The organism is Microbacterium schleiferi, assembly GCF_038150145.1.
In the GTDB taxonomy this organism is placed as follows: domain Bacteria; phylum Actinomycetota; class Actinomycetes; order Actinomycetales; family Microbacteriaceae; genus Microbacterium; species Microbacterium schleiferi_B.
Genome location: NZ_JBBWSA010000005.1, coordinates 200,642 through 223,793 on the forward strand (window position 1 = coordinate 200,642; position 23,152 = coordinate 223,793).

Sequence of the window (23,152 nt, forward strand, 5' to 3'; positions counted from 1 at the left end):
TGGCTCTCATGTCAACCACGCTGATGTCACCGACGGATGCCGTCACCGGCGCTCGGGAACGGATGCAGCACGCCAAGCGAGCGGCGCGCACGGTGGGTCTTCTCACTGCGGCGCAGAAGGCCGAGATGCTGAACGCCGTGGCTGACCGACTCGAAGCCGATACCGGCGTGATCGTCGAGGCAAACACGGCAGATGTGGACCGCGGACGGGAGACCGGGCTTTCGGAGGCGCTCCAGGATCGGCTGCGGCTCGATCCTGCCCGCGTCGCGGCACTGGCGGCAGCGGTGCGCGAGGTCGCTGAGCTTCCGGATCCGGTTGGTAGGGTGCTTGAGGAGCGTCGGCTCGACAACGGCCTGTCGCTGACCAAGGTAGCGGTGCCGTTCGGTGTGGTCGGGTCCATCTACGAAGCGCGCCCCAACGTGACTGTCGACATCGCGGCGCTTGCGCTGCGCTCGGGCAACGCCGTGGTGTTGCGCGGTGGCTCGGCCGCCGAGAACAGCAACCGGGCGCTCATCGCGAGCATGCGGGCTGCCCTCGAAAGCGTCGGTGTTGATGCCGACGCGATCCAGACCGTGGACGACTTCGGTCGTGATGGCGCACGGGCGATGATGCAGGCTCGTGGCCTGATCGATGTGCTTGTGCCACGGGGGAGCGCCCAACTCATCGAGACGGTTGTCACCGAATCAACCGTGCCCGTCATCGAGACCGGAGCCGGGCTCGTTCACATCGTTCTCGACGAGAGCGCGCGAGCTGACTGGGCACGGGATATCGTCGTCAACGCCAAGGTGCAACGGCCGAGTGTCTGTAACGCGGTCGAGACGGTGCTGGTTCATCGTGGCGCCGCTGACCGCCTCGTGCCGGATCTTGTCGGTGCCCTCCAGGCCGCTGGCGTGACCGTACATGGTGACGCCGACGTGTCGGCTCGCGCCGAAGGCGTCGTTCCTGCCACGCCCGACGACTGGGCAACCGAGTACCTGAGCCTCGATGTCGCCATCCGCGTCGTCGATGATCTGGATGCCGCGCTCGAGCACATCCGGACGTACTCGTCGCAGCACACCGAATCGATCATCACCGAGGATCCTGCTGCGGCTGAGCGCTTCCTCGCGGAGGTGGACTCTGCGGTGGTGATGGTCAACTCCTCGACGCGCTTCACAGACGGAGGCGAGTTCGGCTTCGGCGCCGAGGTCGGGATCTCGACGCAGAAGCTTCACGCGCGGGGGCCTATGGGCCTGCCCGAGCTCACCAGCACGAAGTGGCTGGTGCGCGGTGCCGGTCAGGTACGCGGCTGAGAGCTAAGCTGGGTAGGCGCACTTGTCGCCGCAGCCACGAACGGAGTTTCAATGACCCTCGTCTCGCTTCTCGCCTTCGCCGCAGAAGAGTCGGAGCACCACGGAAACGTGGCATTGGAGACCGTCATCTTCGGGATCATCGCCCTTGCTGTCTTCGGACTTCTGGCGCTCGTGACTGCGTCATACCGCAACGTCGCCAACCGCCACGCACACAAGGCAGAGGCGTACGCGGAGACCCACGCGGCTGAGCTGCAGCGATCGGGGCACGGCCACTAGGCATCCGATGTCGGCAGCACGAGCACGCCGAATCGGGGTGATGGGCGGGACGTTCGATCCCATCCATCACGGGCACCTGGTCGCGGCAAGCGAAGTTGCCGACTCCTTCGGGCTGGACGAGGTCGTCTTCGTTCCCACAGGACAGCCGTGGCAGAAGAAGAACGAGGTCACGGAGTCTGAGCACCGGTATTTGATGACGGTGATTGCAACGGCATCCAATCCCGGCTTCTCGGTCAGCCGTGTCGATATCGATCGAGACGGCCCGACCTACACGATCGACACCCTGCGCGACGTTCAGCGACTCAATCCCGATGCGGATTTGTACTTCATTACCGGCGCGGACGCCATAGCGCAGATCCTCAGCTGGAGAAATCATGATGAACTGTGGGAGTTGGCGCATTTTGTCGCCGTCTCTCGACCCGGGCACGTTCTCAACACCGACGGGCTTCCCGTCGAGGACGTCAGCCAATTGGAGATCCCTGCGCTGGCGATCTCGTCGACGGACTGTCGGGAACGGGTTCGTGGGGGACACCCCGTGTGGTACCTCGTTCCTGACGGAGTCGTCCAATACATTGCGAAGCACCATCTGTATCGGAGCAACGAATGACGAATGAGCAGCAACCGAACCAGCCGTTGACGCGTCGGCAGCTTCGGGAGCTCCGCAGCACGGGCGCAACCCCGATCCTGACGCCCGAGGGCACACCGATCATGCCCCCGTCAGAGAACGCGTCGCCCGCTCCAGCGCCGGTTCAGACGTCGGCCGACACTGACGATCACCAGGATGCCGAGCAGGCGCCGGTCTCGGCTGATTCTGCGAGCGACCAGGCATCCGCCAGCGGCGGAACAGCAGACGCTTCCGAGCCTGCAGCGCCAGCTGACTCCTCGAGCGAGTTCACGTCCGCGGCAGCTGAGGGGTCTTCATCGGCTGACGAGCTTCCGACTTCGAGCCCGACCGGACCGACGGTCGCAGCCGACGGGGCGCCGCTGACCCGCCGACGTGTGCGGGAGCGCACCGGGAACACGGATGCCCTGACTGTGAGCGGTACTGACGGTGACCACAGGGCGCCCTTCGTTTCGGTTCCGCCGGCGTCGCCGGCGGAGCATCCGATCTCGCAAGCCGCCGCGGGGCTCGCCTCTGACGAACCCGTAGAGCGCGGCACGGTGAGTCCGCAGCTTGGCTCTGCACTGCTTGCGGGCATGGCCACCGAACCCGACCCGCGCCCAAGTTTTGACCAGCTCATCTCCCGTCCGAGCGCGGGATCGACCGGTACTGGCAGCGCGTTGATCGTGACAGATTCACCGCCGCAGGGTATAACCGCGCCTGTCAACGCGACAGGAGAGGTGCTGGTCACCGGCAGCTTGGCCCTTCCCGACCTTTTCGCGACGACCGGTCAGATGCCTGGCACGTCCGAGGCGCTCGACATCGACGCGACGTTTGCCGACGGGGAGCTCCCGCAGCACTCGTCGCCGACGCCGATTGCTGCCAGCGCGGCGATCAGCACCGTCAAAACGACAGCCGAGATCATCAAACCCCCTGTGCCCGAGAAGGGATCGCGACTCATGCTGACCCTGGCGATCACCGCCGGGGTACTTGCACTGGCACTCGTAGGCGTCCTGATCCTCGCCTTCGCAACCGGAGTCTTCTCATGACGCGCTGCTCAGGTCGGTTGGGTCACGCGAGTGCAGGAGTGCGCGCGTGACGGCTACCGACGAATCGAAGCAGATGCTCGCGGTCGCGGCAGCGGCGGCTGAGGCGACAGGTGCCGAGGATCTTGTCGCGCTGGATGTCTCGGAGCCGCTCCCTCTTGTCGACATCTTCTTGCTCGCTACCGGTCGCAGCGAGCGAAATGTCGCGGCGATCGCCGACGAGATCGAAGAGAAGCTGCTCGAGGCCGGACACAAGCGTCTGCGTCGCGAGGGGCGCCAGGAATCCCGGTGGATTCTCCTGGACTTCGGCGATCTGGTCGTTCATGTGTTCCACGAGCAGGAGCGGGCTTTCTACGGCCTGGAGCGGCTCTGGAAGGACTGCCCGGTCGTGCCCATCGATCGGCCGGCGCGGGCGGTAACCGACTGAGGACGGATGCTGCGTCGGTTCGGCTGCCGCCCGCCGATGTAGTAATCTGTTCTAGTTGCCTCTCGGGGCAGCATCCGGGCCTGTGGCGCAGCTGGTAGCGCACCTGCATGGCATGCAGGGGGTCAGGGGTTCGAGTCCCCTCAGGTCCACCAAACGGACGCCCGATTGGGACATACGTAAGTCTGTCTGATCGGGCGTTTGCTTTCGCGTCTTCGGTACCGGGTTCGGTCGCGCTTCCGCGACCGTGGGTACACTGCGAGAGGTACATGTGCCGGGTACCGGAGTACCTCCCGTCAGGTGACATCCGGCGCGACCGCTGTTCATGTACAGGGCAGGATCGTTACCCGCTCTCGCGCGGATCTGAGCCGCGACGCCAGCGATGCGTCGAGGCCCGTCGCTATGGTGTCTCCATGGCTACGGCTGTCGAACAACCTATGGAGACGCGGACTCGCAGCTCGCTCGACCGGGCGATCACCTGGACCGGTGCTGGTGCAGCAACTGCGGCCGCCGCGTTGGCGCACATGTTCGCCGTCGTCGGATTCCTGCTCTCGATCCCGGCCGCCGATAACGTCGGCGAAGAAGGTGCCGGCGTGATGATCGGCGCGGCATGCCTTGTGGTCGCGCTGGCGATCGCGTTGCCGACCGGCTGGGTGCTCGCACGCAAGGTCGGGCGATCGAAGTGGCTGCGGGCGCTGCCGCTCGCGGTCAGCGTCGCATGGACGTTGCTTGCTGGGCTTCTATTGCCCTTCGGGGTTGCGGCGTTGGCAGCCGCGCGCCTCGGTGCGCTGTCGCAGTTCGTGACTTACTCCGTCCTTACGGCGGGGGCGCTCCCGATCGGGATCGTGCTACTCGTCACGTACCTCGTCCTGTTGGTGGTGCGTGCGGCTCGGAAGGCGTGACGCAGTACTGCCAATGCGCGGATTGGATCCCTATACGGGCACCGAACGCTGACGGAACCCGTTCGGGCAAAGGCCAGTTCTACGGGCCTGGCGGTCGCTCAGGCCTTCGAAGCCGTCACGACCCCACGTGTCCGCTTGATCGCGATGGACAGCACGGCGGCGATGGCGCAGAGGGCAGCGCCTCCCCACCAGGCGTACGTGTACTCGCCGAAGGAGTCGCGGATGACGCCCGCAACGAGTGCTGCGATGGCAGCCCCGATTTGGTGTGCGGCGAAGACCCACCCGAAGACGATCGTTCCTCTGTCGCCGAAGATCTCCCGACAGAGCGCCGCGGTGGGCGGGACGGTGGCCACCCAGTCCAACCCGTAGATCACGACGAACAGCACGATGCTCGGATGGATCGTCTCGGCGAGCAACCACGGCAGTAGGAGGAGGCCGACGCCCCGAAAGGAGTAGTAGATGATGAGCAGCTTGCGGGGGTCGAACTTGTCGGTGAGCCAGCCGGACGCGATGGTTCCGACGATGTCGAAGACTCCGACGACGGCCAGCAGGCCCGCCGCAGTCGTGGTCGCCATGCCGTGGTCGTGCGCGGAGGGGATGAAGTGGATGCCGATCAGCCCGTTGGTGGTCGCTCCGCAGATGGCGAATGCGATCGCGAGTGCCCAGAACGCGCGGGTCTTCGCGGCGAACAGCAGACCTTCGATCGCGCGCTGCGCTGCTCCTCCGGTGACTCGCGCGGGCGGCACGTACTGTTCCGGGTCGGCGCCGTAAGGAAGGGCACCGCGGTCTTCTGGATGATCACGAAGCACGAACCAGACGAGTGGTACGGCGAGAAGCGCGGCCGCGGCGACGACGAGGGAGGCTGGCCGCCAGCCGGTCGTCTCTGCGAGCAGCGCCACGGGGGGAAGGAAGATCAGCTGCCCTGTGGCGGATCCGGCTGTGAGGATGCCCATGACGAGACCGCGGCGATGGACGAACCATCTATTGGCGATGGTCGCGGCGAACACGAGCGCCATCGATCCGGTGCCGAGCCCGATCAGCAGTCCCCAGAAGATGAGCAGCTGCCAGGATGCCGTCATCAGTACGCTTCCGCCGGCGCCGAGGGCGACCAGGGTGAGGGCGGCAGCAACGACCTGTCGAATCCCGAAGCGGTCCATGAGTGCCGCGGCGAACGGAGCGGTCAGGCCGAACAGAAGCAGGTTGATGCTGACGGCGAGCGACATGACGCTCGTGGACCAGCCGAACTCCTCGTGGAGCGGCACCATGAGCGCCCCCGGGGCGGCGCGGAAGCCCGCCGCGGCGAGCAGAGCGACGAAGGCGACCGCGGCGACCCACCAGGCAGGATGGATCCGCGCTCGCGCTGGCTGTGCGGTGTCAGCGTCGAGGGTCGACCGTGTCATCGCTCGGCCAAGGGGGTGGGGTCCACGTTGCCGCCGCTGGCGATGACGCCGACGATCTCGTCGGAGGCGGGTGCGTAGGCACCGCTGAGGATGGCCGCGAGGGCGGTGGCGCCGCCGCCCTCCAGTCCGATTCGCAGTTCGTTCCAGGCGGTCCGCTGTGCTGATCTGATCGATTCGTCGGGGACCTCCACCCGTGGCGCGTGATGAGCGGTGACGGTGTCGAACGCGATCCGCCCGACACGCGCCGGGCCGAGGCTGTCGACGGCGGCACCTGAGACCGCGACATCGATCGGTGAACCGGCGTCGAGCGCGGCCCCGAGGCATCGTGCGGTGACGGGCTCGACCCCGACGGCGGTGGTGTGCAGTCCGGCCAGAGCGGTGAGCGCACCTGCGAACAGCCCGCCGCCGCCGACCGACATCAGCACGGTGCGCAGGGAGGGCACCTGCTCGAGGAACTCCGTCGTGACGGTGCCCGCACCGGCGACGGTCATCGGCTGGTCGAATGGGTGGATCAACCGCGCCCCGGTCTGATGGGCGTATGCCTGAGCGATGACGAGGCTCTCGTCGTAGACATCGCCGGTGACGGTGACGTTTGCGCCGTATTCGGCGAGTCGCTGCAGTTTCACCGGCGGGCACGTCGTGGGCACGAATACGGCAGCTGGCACGCCGAGGAGTCGTGCCGCCCAGGCGACGGCCTGCCCGTGATTTCCTCCGCTCGCCGCGCACACGCCTGCCGCGGGGATCGGAGATGCGAGCATGCTGTTCAGCGCGCCCCGCGCTTTGAACGCGCCTGTCACCTGAAGGGACTCGAGCTTGAGCCAGAACGCCGGATGCGTCGAGCCGAGGGAGTCTTCGTCGATCCAGATGACCGGGGTTCGTCGGATCCTGTCGGCGAGACGCTCGCTGGCAGCGTGGATATCGTCCGGCGTGAGGTGCATCGAGGTTGCGACGTCAGCGGGCATGGACGGCGACGGCCTGGATCTCGATCTTGCAGCCGAACGGCAGTGCGCCGGCCTGGAACGTGAATCTTGCCGGAGCCGCCGCCGCGTCGGGGAACTGGCGTCGCCACCAGTCGTTGAGCGCAGAGTAGTCGTCGATGTCAGCGAGGACGCACTGCACGTAGGCGATCTCGGTCTGCGTGAACCCCGACGCCGTCGCGATGCGTGTGATGTTGCTCCACGCGAGGGCGACCTCCTCGGCGAACGTACCCGGTTGATACTTTCCGTCGTCGCCGAGAGCGGGCATACCGCTGATGAAGCACGTGCCGTTGGCTGTGGTCGCCAGGCTGAAGGGGAAGCCCGCCGGCAGGTCGGGTCCGTCGAGGGTGCGGGTGATGCTCATCATGCCTCCTTCAAGGGTTGTGGTTGTGCGATCGCGATGTGACGCATGGTCTGGTCACCGACCGTCGTCTCGATGACGTCGCCGGGGACGAGGTAGCTCGGCGGTGTTCTTCCGAGTCCGACGCCGGAGGGTGTTCCGGTGAGGATGACGTCACCCGGAAGCAACGGGAGCACCGCCGAAAGGTAGGCGATGAGCTCCGGGACCGAGAAGATCAGGTCGGCAGTCGTGCTCTCCTGAACGATGACGTCGTTGATGACGCACTTCACCGGAATATCGTCGGGATCGCCGAACTCGTCGGGTGTCAGGAGCGTGGGCCCCAGGGGCGTGAAAGCCGGGTAGGACTTGCCGAGGCTGAACTGCGGCGTGCCCGCGGGCCTCATCTGCACGTCACGAGCCGAGAAATCCTGCGCCGCCGTCACACCCGCGACGTGGGACCAGGCATCCACTTCGGCGACGCGATAGGCGGTCGCCCCGATGACGACAGCTGCCTCCACTTCCCAATCGACCTGATCGGTGAACAGCGTCACGTCGCCGACGGGGCCGGCGACCGAGGAGACGAACTTCGTGAACACCATCGGCTCCGACGGCTCGGCGAAGCCCGACTCGACCTGGTGTGCGCGATAGTTGAGACCGATTGCGAAGATCTGCCGCGGTGCCGGGGATGGCGCGTCCGCCTGCGCGGGATCGAAGGTCGTCCCTCCGCTCAGTAACGCCGAGTCCATCCACCCACGAAACGAAGCCCACTGCTCGTAGACGGCGGGAGCGGCCGGCCCGAACCGCCCACCACTGTTTTCGGCGACGTCGAATGCCGTCGCCCCGCGGATGATCTTGGCGCGCCCCCCGACGACCGCAAGCCTCACGAGTCGGTTCCCTCGGGAGTGGCGCGAGCGCGCTGCGCCAGACCACGACCGAACGAGATGTTCGCGAGTCCGATCTCGGTGATGGTGACGAAGACGTCGTCGGGGCTGACGACTCCGGCCGTGACCAGGTTGCGGTTGATGTCAGCGAGGAGCGCCTTCTTCACGTCGTCGCCTCGACCGACGAGGAATGTGATCTCGATGATCAGCAACTGTCGCGTGTACGTGAGACCCAGGTACCCGTCGGTGTGACGGAAGTTGTCCGAGGACAGCTCGTTGAAGATCTGATAGAGATCCTCATCCGGGACACCCAGATTCTCCACCAGCGCCGCCTGGACGGCGGCACCAATCGCCTCCTTCTCGGCAGCGCTACGGCCCTCGAGCAGATTGACTTTGACAAGTGGCATATCATTGATCCTTCGAGTTGAGCGCCGGGATCCAGCTCAGAGCGCCAGCGCCAGTCGACGCAGCTCAGCGGCCGAGTCGGCAGTGAGAATCTCTTCAATCTCCGCCTGGGCACTTCGCCACAGCGGCAACGCCTCCGCCGTGACAGCGACGGCATTCTCCGTCAATCGAAGAGCGGATGCCCGGCGATCGTCACGCGAGGTCGTCATCTCGACCAACCCGAGCTTCACGAGGACGCGAACGTTCCGAGCGACCGTCGAGCGCTCGAGCTCGGCCCGCTCCGCCAAGGCCTGAATCGTGATCGGCTCCGCATCTGGAGGAGGCAACCGGCGCAACAGCCCCCACTGAGCGACATTGACGCCGACCGGCTCGAGCGCACGATCATAGATCGCAGACGCCCGCCGCGCCGCCACACGAAGACTCGTGCAATAGCAGTCCGTTTTCACAGAAACGAGTATATACACGTATTAGTCGACCTCACCAGCCAACGATCCCTATACGGGCGCTGCCCGTGCGAGGGACGGCTGCGCGCAATCCAAAGACGGGTACTGCGACGTCAGCGGGCGATTCTGTCCGTTGGCAACGCGCGCGTAGTCCGCCCGAGAAGAGGCGCGGAGCGGGTGCGTCAACTGCAACATGCCTTGACCGCCCACGCGTGACCGCATGCCTCGTCCGAGTCCCTGGGCGTTGGTGTCGGGCCCAGCGGTACGGGCTGGCGCGGCGCCGGTTCGTCGCTCATCGGACACTTGACCAGGAGTTCCCTGACGCCTTGGACCGTACTCGACGCCGCGCGCCGGGAGAAACCATGCGCGTCGAGCGAACTACCGCAGTGCTCTGACGGGCGTGAGGAACGGATTGGTGACAACTGATCGTTAGTGCCGGGAGGCGCTGACGGGGAGGATGTCATCATGCCCGGCCCCTATCCCAGAGAGTTCCGCGAGGACGTTGTTGCGGTTGCTCGCAGCCGCGAGAGCGGCGTCACCATCAAACAGATCGCCGCCGACTTCGGTATCAGCGAAGCGACGTTGCAGAACTGGCTCCGTCAAGCCGACGTCGAAGACGGTAACCGTCCCGGCCAGACCGCCGCGGACGCCGCCGAGGCGCGGGAGTTGAAGAAGCGGATCCGGTTGCTCGAGCAGGAGAACGAGGTCCTCCGCCGTGCGGCGGCGTATCTGTCGCAGGCGAACCTGCGGCTTGGTGGCTCCCCAAAATGACGTACCCGCTCGTATCTGAGCTCGCCGACGCGGGGATCCCCGTGACGGTGTCGTGCCGGGTTCTCAAGCTCGCCCGCCAGCCCTACTACCGGTGGCGCAACGACCCCGTCCGGGACGCGGACGTGCTCCGCGCATATCGGATCAACGCGCTGCATGATGCGCACCACGAGGACCCGACGTTCGGCTACCGATACCTCGCCGACGAGGCCCGCCGAGCGGGGTGGCGGATGAGCCGGCGGACGGCGTGGAAGCTGTGCTCGCAGGCGGGGATTCTCTCGTCCGCGCAACGCCGGCGACGCGGGAAGGGGAAGAAGGCCGGGCCGCCCGTGTTCGACGACCACGTCCAGCGCGTGTTCCGCGCCGATGCACCGAACCGGCTCTGGCTCGCGGACATCGAGCGCCACGAGGCGCTCTTGAACCTTGCGGTGGTGAAAGGACACCGCTCGGCGCCTGTCGCAGCAGGCGTGTGATAGCTGGAGGACGATCTGGCCCGTTGGCGTGAGCGGGTTGGGTGGAGCAGTCCTCGACAACGACGAGTCGTGCCAGAACTGCCAGATGGTGCGGGCTCGGCTAGCGAGACGGAGAGGCATACGGATAGGAACCAGTGGCTGAAAGCCTCTCAATACGAGACCACCGACTCCAACCTGGCGGATGCGGGTCGGGTTGCATCGCGCACCTTCACGGCTTCGGCGGTGAGGGGAACTCCTGGGCTGGGTGATGTCGCCGGTCGGGAGGCCACGGTGAAAGCCTGCGGCGTAGCCGTGGCGAGGATGCTGGGGCATAACTGGGTGCCGATCCCGTCGAAGGGTTCGAGAGTGAACGTGGGAACTATCCCGGCCTCGCCGGAGGTGCGTCGCCGCCAGCGACGACACCGAGGGCTGAGCGCACGGCCTGCTGATCGGGCCGGGATGGGACGGAGGGCCCGTAGTAGTCCGAGGCCGGGAAAGCCGGCCGCATGGCGAAGGGGTCCAGTGTGATCGCAGGATCGACAAGCAGTAAGGGAGACACAACCGTGAATGCGGATGTTCCGTGGCCAGCCGATACTCAGGAGGCGTGGGCGCGGGTACTGAGAATGCAGACGAAACTGCACCAATGGGCGACGACCGACCCCGGTCGTCGCTTCGATGATGTGTTCAACCTGGTCTATGACCCCGGGTTCCTCGTTGCGGCGTGGAGCCGGGTGGCGGGCAACAAGGGAGGCCGCACCGCCGGAGTCGACGGAATCGCCCCGCGATCCGTCCCGCCGGAGAAGGTGCACGGGATGCTCGCCGAGCTGCGCGAGAGCGTGAAGCACGGCGAGTTCGTCCCAGAGCGGGTGCGTCAGAAGTCGATCCCGAAAGCGAACGGCAAGGTCCGCAAGCTCGGGATTCCGACGATGACGGACCGGATCGTTCAGGCCTCTTTGAAGCTGGTGCTGGAACCGATCTTCGAGGCCGACTTCCAGCCGTCCTCGTACGGGTTCCGGCCGCGCAGGCGGGCGCAGGACGCGATCGCGGAGATCCACTACTACGCCTCACGTGGCTACGTGCAGGTGTTCGAAGCGGATATCACCGCGTGTTTCGACGAGATCGACCACGACGCGCTCATGCAGCGCGTCAGGGCGCGGGTCGTCGACAAGCGTGTGTTGCGTCTGGTCCGCGGGTTCCTGAGAGCGGGCGTCCTCAGTGAGGACGGCGTGAACAGGGACACGTTCACCGGCACCCCGCAAGGCGGGATCTTGTCGCCACTGCTGGCGAACATCGCCCTGTCCGTGGTGGACGAGCACTTCCAACGCAAGTGGGACATGCTCGGCCCGCAATGGTCGCGCACGAAGCATCAACGCGCCGGGGGCGCGACGATGAAGCTGGTCCGCTACGCGGACGACTTCGTCGTCCTCGTCCGCGGCACCCGCGAGGATGCCGAAGCGCTCTGGGACGAAACAGCCACCGTGCTCGCGCCGATGGGTTTGCGCCTGTCGGTCGAGAAGACGACGGTCACGCACATAGACACCGGGTTCGACTTCCTCGGGTGGCGCATCCAGCGCCGCCGGATCAGAGGTCATGGCGGGAAGACCGCGATCTACACCTACCCGTCACGGAAGTCGCTGGCTTCCATCCGGGACAAGGTGCGGACGCTGACCCGCCGGGCATCCCATCGAACGCTCGCCGACCTGCTGCGCCGCCTCAACCCGGCGCTGCGGGGCTGGTGCGCCTACTTCCAGCACGGCGTGGTCAAACGCGTCTTCACCGTCATCGATCACTTCGCCTTCTGGCGGATCGTGGGCTGGCTGAAGAAGCGGCACCCGAAGCTGAATATGCGCACCCTCGTCAGACGGCACCTGCCCCGGTGGCAGATCCGCGCCGAGGGGATCGAGTTCTTCCGTGCCTGGCAGGTCCCCGTGACCCGCTACCGCTACCGAGGAACCCGCATCCCGAACCCCTGGGCGAGCGTCACGGCGTGATCGCATGGAGAGCCGGATGCTCAGGAATGGGCACGTCCGGTTCGGAGGGCGGCCAGCAGAAACCCACCCGGCGCAAGCCAGACAGGGCGCTGCTGGCCGACCCTACACGGAGCACTGGACGAGCGAAGGCAAGCTCTACTGCTGCGCGATCAAGGACGTGTTCTCCAACCGAATCGTCGGGTACTCGATCTCAGATCGGATGACCGCGAAACTCGCCGTAGACGCCGTCCGAAATGCTGTCGCGCGCCGCGGTGAGGTCGCCGGCTGCATCCTGCACGCCGACAGGGGCAGCCAGTTCCGCAGCCGCGCGATGGCCCGCGAGTTGCGCCGCCACGACATGGTCGGATCGATGGGAAGAGTCGGCGCTGCGGGGGACAACGCGGCCATGGAGTCGTTCTGGTCACTGCTGCAAACGAACGTCCTCAACCAGCAGCGGTGGGCGACCCGGCAGGAGCTGCGACTCGCCATCGTCGTTTGGATCGAGCGGAAGTATCACCGCCAGCGCGCCCAGGACACCCTCGGCGGCTTGACGCCCATCGAGTTCGAAGCCAAGCTAGCCGAGCCGCTCACACTCGCGGCCTAAACCGAACCTGTCACCAGTTCGTTCCTCACGCCCGACCACTGTGTGCGGGCTGAATCCGATCATGCGGGCGATGCTGTTTACGGACTTGCCTGCTTCGTGGGCTTCGCGAGCGCGAGCGATGTCGTCGTCACTCATCCGCCGGGTGGTGACGAAGCCGAATTCTGAGAGGTACTTACCCGCGGTCTGCCGTGTGATGCCGACAGCCTTCGCTGCCGCGGTGACGCTGCCGTTCTCGCGGTATTGCGCGATGAGCGTCTCGAGCTCTTCCGGCCGTAGTTGCCTCGCTCGCTTCACAGCACCCGCGCTACCGACCCGACGCTTGGTTTCACGGGCCCTGTCGGCGAGACCCTGAACTGGGGGAATGTCGCCCGATTGTTTCGAGTAGTGATGCAGTAGGTCCACCAAACGAAGAAGGGCGCCCCATGTGGGCGCCCTTCTTGGTTCCTGCGGAGAGGTCGACGCGTCCGCGCTAGAACCAGGTGAAGGGGACGATCACGGTCAGTCCGAGGGCAAGCAGGAAGATTCCGCTGCTCACGCCGATGAGAATCCACTGAGCGCGGCGGTTCCGGATCACGGCAGCGATACCGAGAAGGAAGAGCGCGATTGCCATCAACACGGTATTCAGCGTCAGTCGATCACTGTACTGATTAGCCTCGTCACCCTGGGCGAGCAGGGCCTCAGCCTCGGCGTCCGCGTCCGACCAAGCGCCGAACAGCGCGTCCTGGTAGTCCTCTGAACCCTGCGGATCGGTGTATGTGCTCGGGTCGGCCTCGTTCTCGGCCTGGGCCCACGCGATGGCGGCGTCGAGATCCTCCGAGACGCTCGTGAAGTACAACTGGTCGTACTTCTCGGCTGCCGCAGCCGCGACGTCCGGGTCGGCGCCATCCATCTCGATCTGATACTCCGAGAGGCGCGTCAGGGTCTCGGCATCCTGCATGTACTGCTGATTTGCCTCCAGGTAGATGGACTCCGCCTCGGTCTGGGCCGCCCCACCGCGAGAGTACGCGGCTGCCTGCTGACCGCCGTAGAGAGCGGCCTGGAAGGAGACGTACGCGGTGGCAACAGAAACCACGCCAAGGAGGATGACGATGAGCAGCTGCAGGTCCTCTAAGAATGAGCGTCGGCGCGACGATACTGCGTCGGGAGATTCGGGCATGAGCGAGATCGTACTGCCTCGCCGAGGTCGCCGATGTCACCCCGGGCGCGGTGGGAATCGTGCTCAGCTGTAGACCGAGGTGATGCCCAGATATTCCTCTAGTGAGAGCCCGCTGTTGTACACCGCAGTGGCGATGTCGACGCCGAGGTACCGCAGGTGCCAGGGCTCCCAGATGTATCCGGTCACGCCCTCTTTACCCTGCGGATAGCGCACGATGAAACCGAAGCGGTGCGCGTTAGCGGCAACCCATTGACCCTCGGGCGTGTATCCGAACGCTTCTGTGATGGTGTTCAGATCGAACGCGAGGCCCGACTGGTGCTCACTATGCCCGGGCCGCGCCGAGTAGCGGTCGGCAGCGGCCGAACCGTCGCGGGAGGCGTAGCTGTTGTAGACCTTGACCTGCGTCGCATAGGAGCGGAACCCGCTCGCGATCCAGAGGTTGTGCCCGAGTGAGGCCGCTTCGGCACGCATCCGCTCGAACGCGGCGAGTGTGTCGCCGGTCAGTCCGTTCCCGTACCAGCTCGGCAGGCGATAGGTCTTGTTGGCGATGAGGATGCCGTTGATGTAAGTCGGCTGAATGTCGTCGCCCCCGTCACCGCCCCCGCTGTTGCCCCGCGCCTGCGCGGCCTCGGCCTGGGCTTGCGAGTCCTGGACCGCGGTCCAGGACTGCTGGTACGCGCCGATCCGCTGCGACGCGCTACCAGCAGCGGGGTCGCCGAGCGCTGCGACCGCCGCAGCGTACGCATCCTTGGTCTCCTGCGAGGCGAGACTCGGCACCTCGACCGCCGCTCCGTGAGCTGCAGCCGACGCGACGACGGCGTCGATGTCGGCCAACGCCGCAGTGGTGGCGGCCTCAAGCTCCGAGGTCGACTGCTCGGATGTCTCGGCAGTCTCGAACAGGTGGGCCGCATCCTCGGCGAGCGATCCCGCCTGCGCGAGCTGAGCCTCTCGGCCCTCGGGTACGTCTGGTGTCGAGCGCGGATCGGGTGCGGTTGTCGTAGCCGTCACCTCACCCGGCGAGGCGATGGTCAGCAGCCCCGCTGCGACCAGTGCATCCAACGACGCTCGCAGCGCGTCGAGCGTCGCTGACTCCTGCAGCATCTCGGCGTTCGTGACCTCGATGACCGTCGATGCCTCAGCCGCCGCAGCGATGGCATCCGTCTGGGCGGCGCTGAATCCAGCGGCCGATTGGTCAACCGCGTCTCCGGAGGCCACCCACTGAGCGAGGGCGTCATCGAACGCGGCGCGGGCCTTGGCGTTGTCGGTCGTGATCGTTCCGACGACGCCGGCCGTCGTGAACACTGCCGCGAAGCCGAGGAACGTCCGGCGCGCGATCGCTCGGTCTTTGCGGCTTGCCCCCATGAAGACAAGGGTAGTGCGCGTGAGAGCGGGTACCGTGAACACGTGAGTTCGGCACGTCGCCATCGATTCCGCGGGGTCCGCCGAGAATCCACGGGCACGCTCGCGCCTGTGACACGCACGGGTATCGCGACGGCAGCTGTGTCCTGCTTCGTGCTCGGCGGTCTCGGCCTCGCGTCCGCGGCAGATGCGTCGAGCTCGCCATCCGTGGCCGCGCAAGCGCCGGCAGGCGAGGTTGTCGTCGTCCCCGGCACAGCCGAGAGCGTCACCGCCCGAGCCACCGCGGCCGTTGCAGCGATGAGTCTCAGCGAGCGCGCCGCGAGCGTGATCATGGGGCACATCTCGACGACCGACCCCGGCGTGCTTCGCGACTACATGTCGACTACCGGCGTCGGCGGCTTCATCCTCATGGGTGCGAACATCCCGGGCTCCGAAGACCAATTACGAGGGATCACCGCGGCGCTCACGGTAGACCCGGCGGTTCCACCGTTACTGGGCATCGATCAGGAAGGTGGGGATGTGTCGCGCCTGCCGTGGGACGACTTCCCGTCGTCGATCACGCTCAAGAATGAGCCGCCAGAGGCTACCGAACTCGCGTTCGCCGGGCGCGGTGCACTCGTGCAGCGCGCGGGAATCTCGGTCAACTTCGGGATCGTCGCCGACATCACCAACGACACCAGCATGTTCATCTACCGCCGCGCGCTGGGGACAACGCCCGAAAATGGCGCCTCACATGTTGCTGCTGCAGTGGTCGGCGAGGAACCTGAGTCGCTGTCGACCCTCAAGCACTTCCCGGGCCATGGCGCAGCCCCCGGAGATTCGCACCGCGGCATCCCGTCGACGACAGAGACATATGATCAGTGGCGTCAAACGGACGCCGTTCCCTTCGCGGCAGGCATCGACGCCGGCGCCCCGTTACTCATGTTCGGGCACCTCGCGTACACATCGGTCGACGAGAAGCCCGCGACCCTGTCGAGCGAATGGCACCGCATCGCGCGGGAGGAACTCGGCTTCGACGGCGTGGCGATCACCGATGATCTCGGGATGCTGGAGGCGTCAGGTCTGTCCGAGTATCGGGACCCCGTGTCCAATGCGGTAGCCGCCCTCGCCGCGGGCAACGACATGCTGCTGTCGGTGTTGGGAACGAACTCTCAGACCGCGGCGGAGCTGACGGCGGGCATCGTCGCCGCCGTTGAGTCCGGGGCGCTTCCCGCGGAGCGCCTGGATGAAGCCGCGGTGCGAGTGATGACGTTGCGGCTGCAGACTGCAGGTGCCGGTCGCGGTCTCATGCCCTGCCCGTCCTGTGCGCCCGCTGCCTGATCCCCGTGACCTGAGCCCGGTCGCTAGGGGAGCGGCGGTCCTGGAACGGGCTCGATCAGTGAGGGTGAGTTGTTCCGGACGTTTCCCACGTCTGAGCTGACCGGATACACCTCCAGGGTGTCGGCGACCATCTCGGCAGCATCGACGGCGGCATCCAGGATGTCTCGCGGGTAGTCGACAGTGGGGTCGAGCCAGGCGTCAGCGTGATCGGGATCCATGAAGACCGGCATCCTGTCATGGAGCGATCCGAGTCCACCCGATGACGCGCGGGTGAGAATCGTGAACGAGAGTACCCACCGGTCGTCAGCGTCCTCGGGCTTCGACGGGTCCTTCCACCATTCGTAGAGCCCGGCGAACAGCAGGGGCTCGTCGTCGGCGGGGTGGATGAAGTACGGCGTCTTGCCTGCATCCGTGCGATGCCACTCGTAGTAGCCGGTCACGGGGACGATCGCGCGCCGCTTCTCGAGCGCGGCCCGGAACATCGGCTTGTCTTCGAGCTCCTCGGAGCGAGCGTTGAATGCTCGTGCCCCGATCGAGAGGTCCTTCGCCCACCCGGGGACCAGGCCCCAGCGGGCGCTCTCCAGCCGCCGAATAGGGGGTTCGGACTTCGCCGAGTCGAGGACGATCGCGGCCCTGTCGGTCGGTGCGATATTGAACGACGGTCCGGGCAGGTCATCGCCGACGAGGTCGACGCGAAGCATCCCCACCAGTTCGGTTCCAACGCTTGCCACCACGAACCGTCCGCACATGCGGCAAGACTACGCGGGGGATACCCCAGCAGCTTGGAGCCGGTCGAGCAGCCCCGCCCCGTCGGATGCCGTCACCCACGGCACTTCGGCTGCCGAGTGGTCGTTCACTGCGGTTCGTCCGCCAGCGAGCACGGCTTCAGCAGGGGAGAGGCGGCGGATCGCGACAGCCGCGACGTGTCCGGGGTTCTCGCTGGCGAAGGCCGTGTAGATCGCGTCGTCGTGCTGCCCGTCATCGCCCACGAGCAGCCAGCGGATGTCGGGGAACTCCTCGGCGAGGCGCTGCAGGCTGTGCTCTTTGTGGGCTCGTCCGCTGCGGAACCACCGGTCATGGGTGGGACCCCAGTCGGTGAGAAGGAGCGCTCCGGGCGGGAAGAGGTGGCGTCGCATGAAGCGCACCAGCGTCGGCGCGACGTTCCATGCCCCCGTCGACAAGTACACGACAGGACAGCCCGGATTCTCGCGCGCAAGCCGCTCGAGAAGCACAGCCATCCCAGGAACCGGCTGCCTGGCGTGTTCGTCGACGACGAAGGAGTTCCACGCCGCAAGCAGCGGACGCGGCAGTGCTGTGACCATGACGGTGTCGTCGACATCCGAGACGATGCCAAAGCGCGCATCCGGCGCAACGACGAACACGCGGGATTCAACGGGAGCGCTGCCTTCGACGGTCATCGTGAACGTTTGCCATCCGGGCGACAGCGCGGCATCCAGCACGACATCCACGACACCGCCCCGGTCCGCTTTCACTGTGTGCGTGTGGCCCGCGACAGTGACGTCCACACGAGCGAAGCCGACCGGAACCGCGAGAAAGCTGCGCCAGCCTCGAACCGAGGCATACTCCCCGCCGCCGCGCGGCTTACGCGGCGGAACGATCAGCACGCGTCCGAGAACCCGAATCCAGCCATCGCCGCCGTACCCCGCAAACGGGGTCACGGTGGGCTTGAGGCCGCGCGCGCGGGCGCGTCGCTCCCGCCAGGTGTGAAAGCGTCGCTCAAGTCGTGCGAGCCACAGGATCTTGGGGGGCGCGGGGGTTTCCTCCGGTCCGGGCACCCGTTCAGTCTGTCATGCCATCGAGGGTCGGGTTTCGTGGGGCATCTTCCGACGGAGTGCGCTCGTCACCCGCATCCATGTGCCGCCGCTCGATGCGGTGCAGCACTTTCTTGCCCACGTAGATCGCCAGGATGAACAGCGCGATGGCGGCGACGAAGATGTATCCGGCGTAGTGAGCGCTGTCAGCGAGGTCGCGGTAGGTCCCCGCTGCGGCCGACGCGACCGAGACGTAGATCGTCGCCCACAGGATGCAGGCAGGCGCTGTCCACGCGAGGAACCGCCGGTACGCGAAGCCGGTCATCCCGACCGTCAACGGCACCAGGGAATGCAAGACCGGCAGGAATCGGCTCAGGAAGATCGCGATCCCACCACGCCGGTTGACGTACAGCTCGGCCCTGATCCACGAACGCTCACCGATGCGGGCACCGAGGCGTGAGTATCGGATGCGCGGGCCGAGGAATCGTCCCAGCCAGAAACCGATGCTTTCGCCGATGAGCGCGCCGATCACGACTGCGACCCCCAGCGCCACCCCCTCCCACGGGCTGCCGACAGCGGTGCCGGCGATGATCACAATCGTGTCGCCCGGAACCACGAGTCCGACCAGAACACTGGTCTCGAGCATGATGGCAAGACCTGCCACGAGGGTGCGCACCACCGGATCGACTGCCTGCACCGTATCCAGCAGCCACGTGAGCCACTCGTTCATCCTTGAAGCGTAGAGCCGCCGACAGCGTTTAGCCTGTGAGGCGTGACCACGCCGCCGTCGAACGTTCCGCTGGCGGCGTGGCGTGACCCCGAGCAGGTCTTCTGCGGATGGGCGCATCGGTACGAGAACGCGTTCTGGCTGGATGCCGGCCCCGGTGCGACCACCGGGAAGAGTTGGGTTGGTATTGGTGAGCCCGTCGCCTCGGATGCTGTCGAGCGGGTGGTCTTGCGGGGGAGTGCTGCCGAGGACGACTCGCGCTCGGGTGAGCGTGGCCCGCGGCCCGGGGCATGGGTTGGCTGGTTCGACTACGACGCCGGTGCGCGGCGGGCGGGGGCGCCATCGTTCCCGGACTCGGGCGGCGACGCCCGATGGATGCAGGTGCGCGCTGTCGTCGAGTTCGACCATGCGGCATCCATCGCGACAGTGTTTGCGGCGGGTGACGCTGGAGAGCTCGCTGCGGGCCTCCTGGACCTGCCGCGTCGGGGTGAGATTCCCCAGCCGACGCCGGTGGTGGCGTCAGCACGACACGACGCGACCACCTATGCCGCTCTGATCGAGGAGTGCCGCGAGCAGATCCGCCAGGGAAACACCTACCAGCTGTGCCTCACGACGCGATTCGAGGTGCAAGGCGCCGTCGATGCGCTGGCTGCATACCGGCGCCTGCGACGAGGAGTCAGTGCTCACCATGGTGGCTTCGTGCGGATCGCCGACCGAGCGCTCTTGAGCGCGAGTCCCGAGCAGTTTCTGGAGGCCGACCACGGCCGCATTCGGACTCACCCGATCAAGGGAACCCGTCCTCGCTCGGTTGACGCGGAAGTCGATGCCGAACTCGCTGAAGATCTGCGCGCTGACGTCAAAGAGCGGGCCGAGAACGTCATGATCGTTGACCTGATGCGAAACGACCTCTCGCGCATCTGCCAGACCGGCACCGTCACTGTCGAGCGACTCTTCGACGTCGAGTCCTATCCAGCCGTGCATCAACTCGTGAGCACGGTTGCGGGCGACCTCCGCCCCAACATCCAGGTCGGCGACCTGCTCGGCGCGACATTTCCTGCCGGCAGCATGACGGGTGCGCCGAAGCTTTCAGCGATGTCAATTCTGCACCGACTCGAGGGTGCGCCGCGGGGTCTCTTCGCCGGATGCTTCGGTTGGATTTCACCGCAGGGAGACCTGGACCTCGCGATGGTGATTCGATCGATTGTCATCGAGCAGGATCACGCCTACGTCGGCGCGGGCGGCGGCATCACCTGGCTCTCGCAGGCATCGTCGGAGGTAGCGGAGGTCGTCGTGAAAGCGCGTGGACCACTCGCCGCTCTCGGCGCATCAGTCCCGCCGAGCTGGGCGACAGCGGCCCCGGGCGCGTGATTCCAGGCATCCGGTAGCCTGGATGGTGCGCTTTCGCGCGTCTTCCCTGCATCCCGATTGGTACCCGTTACGTGAGTCAGATGGCCCCTACCGACACCGTTGCCGCCCACGGTCCCGAAGGCGGGTATGACCCGCAAGCGGTCCAGGCCAAGTGGCAGGAGCGCTGGGCGGCCGCCGATCCGTTCCGCGCGGGCGGGGCCGATGACACGCGTCCACGCAAGTACGTGCTCGCGATGTTCCCGTACCCGTCGGGTGACCTGCACATGGGGCACGCCGAGAACTACCTCTACTCCGACATCGTCGCCCGCAGCTGGCGGCACCGCGGCTACAACGTGCTCAACCCGATCGGGTGGGATTCGTTCGGTCTGCCGGCAGAGAACGCGGCGATCAAGCGCGGGGCTGACCCGCGTGAGTGGACCTACGCGAACATCGACCAGCAGAAGGCCGGTTTCCGTTCCTACGGGGTGTCGTTCGACTGGAATCGGGTGCTGCACACCAGCGACCCGGAGTACTACCAGTGGAACCAGTGGCTGTTCCAGCGGCTGTTCGAGCGCGGGCTGGCGTATCGCAAGGAGAGCCCGGTCAACTGGTGCCCGGTCGACCAGACGGTGCTGGCAAACGAACAGGTCGTTGACGGCCACTGTGAGCGTTGCGGCGCTGAAGTCATCAAGAAGAAGCTCACGCAGTGGTACTTCCGCATCACCGACTACGCCGATCGCCTGCTCGATGACCTGAACCAGCTTGAGGGCTTCTGGCCTCACAAGGTCATTCAGATGCAGCGCAACTGGATCGGCCGTTCAGTAGGTGCCGATATCGACTTCGAGATCGAGGGTCGCGCCGAGAAGGTCACGGTCTTCTCGACCCGGCCCGACACGCTGTACGGCGCAACCTTCATGGTTGTCGCTCCCGACAGCGATCTGGCTGCGGAACTGGCATCCGGCTCAACGCCCGAGGTACGGATGCGGTTCCAGGACTACCTCGAGACCGTGCAGAAGCAGACCGAGATCGAGCGTCAGAACACGGATCGCCCCAAGACCGGCGTGTTCTTGGACCGCTACGCGATCAACCCGATCAACGGTGAGCGTTTGCCGATCTGGGCCGCCGACTACGTGTTGGCCGACTACGGCCACGGCGCGGTCATGGCAGTCCCAGCACACGATCAGCGTGACCTCGACTTCGCGCGGGAGTTCGGTCTCCCCATCCGTGTTGTGGTCGACACGACGGCACCTGCCACCGGCGCGATTCCGGTCATCGCTGAAGACGGGCCGCTGTCGGAGGATGCCGATGACATCGAATCGATCGATCCCGCGAAGACGGGTGTGGCGCTCACCGGTGAGGGGCGTCTGATCAACTCCGGGTCGCTGGATGGGCTGAGTAAGCGCAATGCCATCACGCGGATCACCGAGGAGCTGGAAGCTGCCGGAACCGGTCGCGCGTCAAAGTCCTATCGCCTGCGCGACTGGCTCATTTCCCGCCAGCGCTTCTGGGGAACGCCGATCCCGATGGTGCACACCGAGGACGGTCGGATCGTGCCGGTGCCCGAGGACGAGCTGCCCGTGCGGCTTCCCGACGCACACGGCCTCGACCTGGCGCCCAAGGGAACGTCGCCGCTGGGCGCAGCATCGGAGTGGATGGCCACCACCGACCCCGAGACCGGTGCCGCGGCTCTCCGTGACCCCGACACGATGGACACGTTCGTCGACAGCTCGTGGTATTTCCTCCGGTTCCTGTCTCCGGGCAATGACTCGGTGGCGTTCGACCCGACAGAGGCACAGCGTTGGGCGCCGGTGGACTTCTACATCGGAGGCGTCGAGCACGCCATCCTGCACCTGCTCTACGCGCGGTTCATCACCAAGGTCCTCTTCGACATGGGACTTGTCGACTTCACCGAACCCTTCTCAAGCCTCATCAACCAGGGCATGGTGATTCTGGGCGGCACGAAGATGTCGAAGAGCAAGGGCAATCTCGTGCTCTTCCACGAGGAGCTCGCGACGCACGGCGCCGACGCGCTGCGCGTGGCTCTTGCTTTTGCGGGCCCCGTCGAGGACGACAAGGACTGGGCTGACGTTTCCACGACGGGTGCGCAGAAGTTCCTCTCGCGTGCGTGGCGGATCGCGCAAGACGTCACGAGCGAACCGGATGTCGTGTGGGCTGAGGGCGATGTTGCGCTGCGCCGCGTCACCCACCGCCTCTGGGCCGAAGCCCCGGGTCTGATCGAGCAGACGAAGTTCAACGTCGTCGTCGCTCGCCTGATGGAACTGGTCAACGCGATCCGTAAGACCATTGACACCGGTGCGGGACCCGCGGACCCTGCCGTCCGGGAAGCGGCCGAAGCGGTGGCGATGATTCTCGACCTGTTCGCCCCGCACACGGCAGAGGAGATGTGGGAAGCGCTCGGCTACGAGCCCTTCGTCGGACTAGTCGGGTGGCGTCAGGCCGATCCGACGCTGCTGGTCGAGGACACGGTCACGGCAGTTGTGCAGATCGACGGAAAGGTGCGTGGAACGCTCGAAGTCTCGGCCAAGATCGACGGTGCCGACCTGGAGGCGCTGGCTCGCGCAGACGAGCGGGTCGTTCGTTCGCTGGCCGGGCGCGAGATCACGCGAGCCATCGTTCGCGCTCCGAAGGTCGTCAGCTTCAGCACGAACTGACCCTTCCTCCCCACGGCAGGT

General features: G+C 66.2%; 24 protein-coding genes, 1 tRNA gene and 1 pseudogene. 14 read left to right on the plus strand and 12 right to left on the minus strand.

Translation table 11 applies throughout. From position 1 onward, the window contains the following. Positions 1–8 precede the first annotated feature (8 nt). The 7 genes from AADH62_RS07445 to AADH62_RS07475 all read left to right on the plus strand — a co-directional run bounded on the left by AADH62_RS07445 (position 9) and on the right by AADH62_RS07475 (position 4,538). A complete protein-coding gene (locus AADH62_RS07445; RefSeq protein WP_341578886.1) occupies positions 9–1,289 on the plus strand; it encodes a glutamate-5-semialdehyde dehydrogenase in 1,281 nt (426 codons plus the stop codon). Positions 1,290–1,340: 51 nt separating this feature from the next. Continuing rightward, on the plus strand, positions 1,341–1,565 hold the full coding sequence (locus tag AADH62_RS07450) for a hypothetical protein (protein ID WP_341578887.1): 225 nt from the start codon (positions 1,341–1,343) through the stop codon (positions 1,563–1,565). A gap of 7 nt (positions 1,566–1,572) precedes the next feature. Beyond that, positions 1,573–2,172 (plus strand): nicotinate-nucleotide adenylyltransferase, encoded by a 600-nt coding sequence (gene nadD, locus AADH62_RS07455; RefSeq protein ID WP_341578888.1) that lies wholly within the window; start codon positions 1,573–1,575, stop codon positions 2,170–2,172. Then, positions 2,169–3,215 (plus strand): hypothetical protein, encoded by a 1,047-nt coding sequence (locus AADH62_RS07460; RefSeq protein ID WP_341578889.1) that lies wholly within the window; start codon positions 2,169–2,171, stop codon positions 3,213–3,215. Before nadD ends, AADH62_RS07460 begins: the two co-directional genes overlap by 4 nt. 73 nt (positions 3,216–3,288) lie before the next feature. Next, positions 3,289–3,639 (plus strand): ribosome silencing factor, encoded by a 351-nt coding sequence (gene rsfS, locus AADH62_RS07465; RefSeq protein WP_425355654.1) that lies wholly within the window; start codon positions 3,289–3,291, stop codon positions 3,637–3,639. Between the two features lie 76 nt (positions 3,640–3,715). Beyond that, positions 3,716–3,791: transfer RNA gene (locus AADH62_RS07470), tRNA-Ala, on the plus strand. A gap of 258 nt (positions 3,792–4,049) precedes the next feature. Continuing rightward, positions 4,050–4,538: a hypothetical protein gene (locus AADH62_RS07475; protein ID WP_341578891.1), complete on the plus strand. Its 489-nt coding sequence runs from the start codon at positions 4,050–4,052 to the stop codon at positions 4,536–4,538. 98 nt (positions 4,539–4,636) lie between these two features. Here AADH62_RS07475 and AADH62_RS07480 read toward each other — a convergent pair whose 3' ends face one another. Genes AADH62_RS07480 through AADH62_RS07505 form a run of 6 tightly spaced genes read right to left on the minus strand, consistent with a single transcriptional unit; the run spans position 4,637 to position 8,987 of the window. After that, positions 4,637–5,938 carry an MFS transporter gene (locus AADH62_RS07480; protein ID WP_341578892.1) on the minus strand — a complete coding sequence of 434 codons (1,302 nt, stop codon included), beginning with the start codon at positions 5,936–5,938 and terminating at the stop codon, positions 4,637–4,639. After that, the gene (locus AADH62_RS07485) at positions 5,935–6,900 is read right to left on the minus strand and encodes a threonine/serine dehydratase (protein WP_341578893.1); all 966 of its coding nucleotides are present in this window, start codon (positions 6,898–6,900) and stop codon (positions 5,935–5,937) included. Before AADH62_RS07485 ends, AADH62_RS07480 begins: the two co-directional genes overlap by 4 nt. Further along, positions 6,890–7,279 (minus strand): RidA family protein, encoded by a 390-nt coding sequence (locus AADH62_RS07490; RefSeq protein ID WP_341578894.1) that lies wholly within the window; start codon positions 7,277–7,279, stop codon positions 6,890–6,892. The genes AADH62_RS07485 and AADH62_RS07490 overlap by 11 nt, the downstream gene beginning before the upstream one ends. Next, the gene (locus tag AADH62_RS07495) at positions 7,279–8,139 is read right to left on the minus strand and encodes a fumarylacetoacetate hydrolase family protein (protein WP_341578895.1); all 861 of its coding nucleotides are present in this window, start codon (positions 8,137–8,139) and stop codon (positions 7,279–7,281) included. The genes AADH62_RS07490 and AADH62_RS07495 overlap by 1 nt, the downstream gene beginning before the upstream one ends. Further along, positions 8,136–8,543, minus strand: coding sequence for a tautomerase family protein (locus AADH62_RS07500; protein WP_341578896.1), 408 nt, complete (start codon positions 8,541–8,543; stop codon positions 8,136–8,138). The genes AADH62_RS07495 and AADH62_RS07500 overlap by 4 nt, the downstream gene beginning before the upstream one ends. A 36-nt stretch (positions 8,544–8,579) precedes the next feature. Continuing rightward, entirely contained in the window at positions 8,580–8,987 is a 408-nt protein-coding gene (locus AADH62_RS07505) for a MarR family winged helix-turn-helix transcriptional regulator (RefSeq protein ID WP_341578897.1), read from the minus strand. 462 nt (positions 8,988–9,449) lie between these two features. On the opposite strand from AADH62_RS07505, the gene AADH62_RS07510 reads away from it, so the two are divergent. The 4 genes and pseudogenes from AADH62_RS07510 to AADH62_RS07525 form a co-directional block, all read left to right on the plus strand. Beyond that, entirely contained in the window at positions 9,450–9,755 is a 306-nt protein-coding gene (locus tag AADH62_RS07510) for an IS3 family transposase (RefSeq protein ID WP_006902631.1), read from the plus strand. Beyond that, complete coding sequence (locus AADH62_RS07515; RefSeq protein ID WP_341578898.1) at positions 9,752–10,225, plus strand: IS3 family transposase; 474 nt, start codon at positions 9,752–9,754, stop codon at positions 10,223–10,225. The genes AADH62_RS07510 and AADH62_RS07515 overlap by 4 nt, the downstream gene beginning before the upstream one ends. 542 nt (positions 10,226–10,767) lie before the next feature. Further along, entirely contained in the window at positions 10,768–12,195 is a 1,428-nt protein-coding gene (gene ltrA, locus AADH62_RS07520) for a group II intron reverse transcriptase/maturase (RefSeq protein WP_228179573.1), read from the plus strand. A 106-nt stretch (positions 12,196–12,301) separates the two neighbouring features. Continuing rightward, positions 12,302–12,778, plus strand: a pseudogene (locus AADH62_RS07525) (IS3 family transposase); the annotation flags it as partial. Here AADH62_RS07525 and AADH62_RS07530 read toward each other — a convergent pair. The 3 genes from AADH62_RS07530 to AADH62_RS07540 form a co-directional block, all read right to left on the minus strand. Continuing rightward, a complete protein-coding gene (locus AADH62_RS07530; protein WP_341578899.1) occupies positions 12,749–13,072 on the minus strand; it encodes a helix-turn-helix domain-containing protein in 324 nt (107 codons plus the stop codon). The pseudogene AADH62_RS07525 and the gene AADH62_RS07530 sit on opposite strands and share 30 nt — an antisense overlap. Before the next feature lie 175 nt (positions 13,073–13,247). Then, positions 13,248–13,934, minus strand: a complete 687-nt coding sequence (locus AADH62_RS07535; RefSeq protein ID WP_341578900.1) for a hypothetical protein — start codon at positions 13,932–13,934, stop codon at positions 13,248–13,250. Positions 13,935–13,997: 63 nt separating this feature from the next. Continuing rightward, positions 13,998–15,296 carry a M15 family metallopeptidase gene (locus tag AADH62_RS07540; protein ID WP_341578901.1) on the minus strand — a complete coding sequence of 433 codons (1,299 nt, stop codon included), beginning with the start codon at positions 15,294–15,296 and terminating at the stop codon, positions 13,998–14,000. A 42-nt stretch (positions 15,297–15,338) separates the two neighbouring features. On the opposite strand from AADH62_RS07540, the gene AADH62_RS07545 reads away from it, so the two are divergent. Then, complete coding sequence (locus tag AADH62_RS07545) at positions 15,339–16,613, plus strand: glycoside hydrolase family 3 N-terminal domain-containing protein (protein ID WP_341578902.1); 1,275 nt, start codon at positions 15,339–15,341, stop codon at positions 16,611–16,613. A gap of 23 nt (positions 16,614–16,636) precedes the next feature. Here AADH62_RS07545 and AADH62_RS07550 read toward each other — a convergent pair whose 3' ends face one another. From AADH62_RS07550 to AADH62_RS07560, 3 genes are read right to left on the minus strand one after another with little or no spacing between them, the layout of a single operon-like run. Then, positions 16,637–17,362, minus strand: coding sequence for an SOS response-associated peptidase (locus tag AADH62_RS07550; protein ID WP_341578903.1), 726 nt, complete (start codon positions 17,360–17,362; stop codon positions 16,637–16,639). A gap of 9 nt (positions 17,363–17,371) precedes the next feature. Then, positions 17,372–18,409, minus strand: a complete 1,038-nt coding sequence (locus AADH62_RS07555) for an App1 family protein (protein WP_228178942.1) — start codon at positions 18,407–18,409, stop codon at positions 17,372–17,374. Between the two features lie 4 nt (positions 18,410–18,413). Beyond that, a complete protein-coding gene (locus tag AADH62_RS07560; protein ID WP_228178941.1) occupies positions 18,414–19,115 on the minus strand; it encodes a DedA family protein in 702 nt (233 codons plus the stop codon). A 42-nt stretch (positions 19,116–19,157) separates the two neighbouring features. Between AADH62_RS07560 and AADH62_RS07565 the strand changes: the two genes are divergently transcribed. Continuing rightward, positions 19,158–20,480: an anthranilate synthase component I family protein gene (locus AADH62_RS07565; protein WP_341578904.1), complete on the plus strand. Its 1,323-nt coding sequence runs from the start codon at positions 19,158–19,160 to the stop codon at positions 20,478–20,480. 80 nt (positions 20,481–20,560) lie between these two features. After that, complete coding sequence (gene leuS / locus AADH62_RS07570; RefSeq protein ID WP_228178940.1) at positions 20,561–23,131, plus strand: leucine--tRNA ligase; 2,571 nt, start codon at positions 20,561–20,563, stop codon at positions 23,129–23,131. Positions 23,132–23,152: the final 21 nt, after the last annotated feature.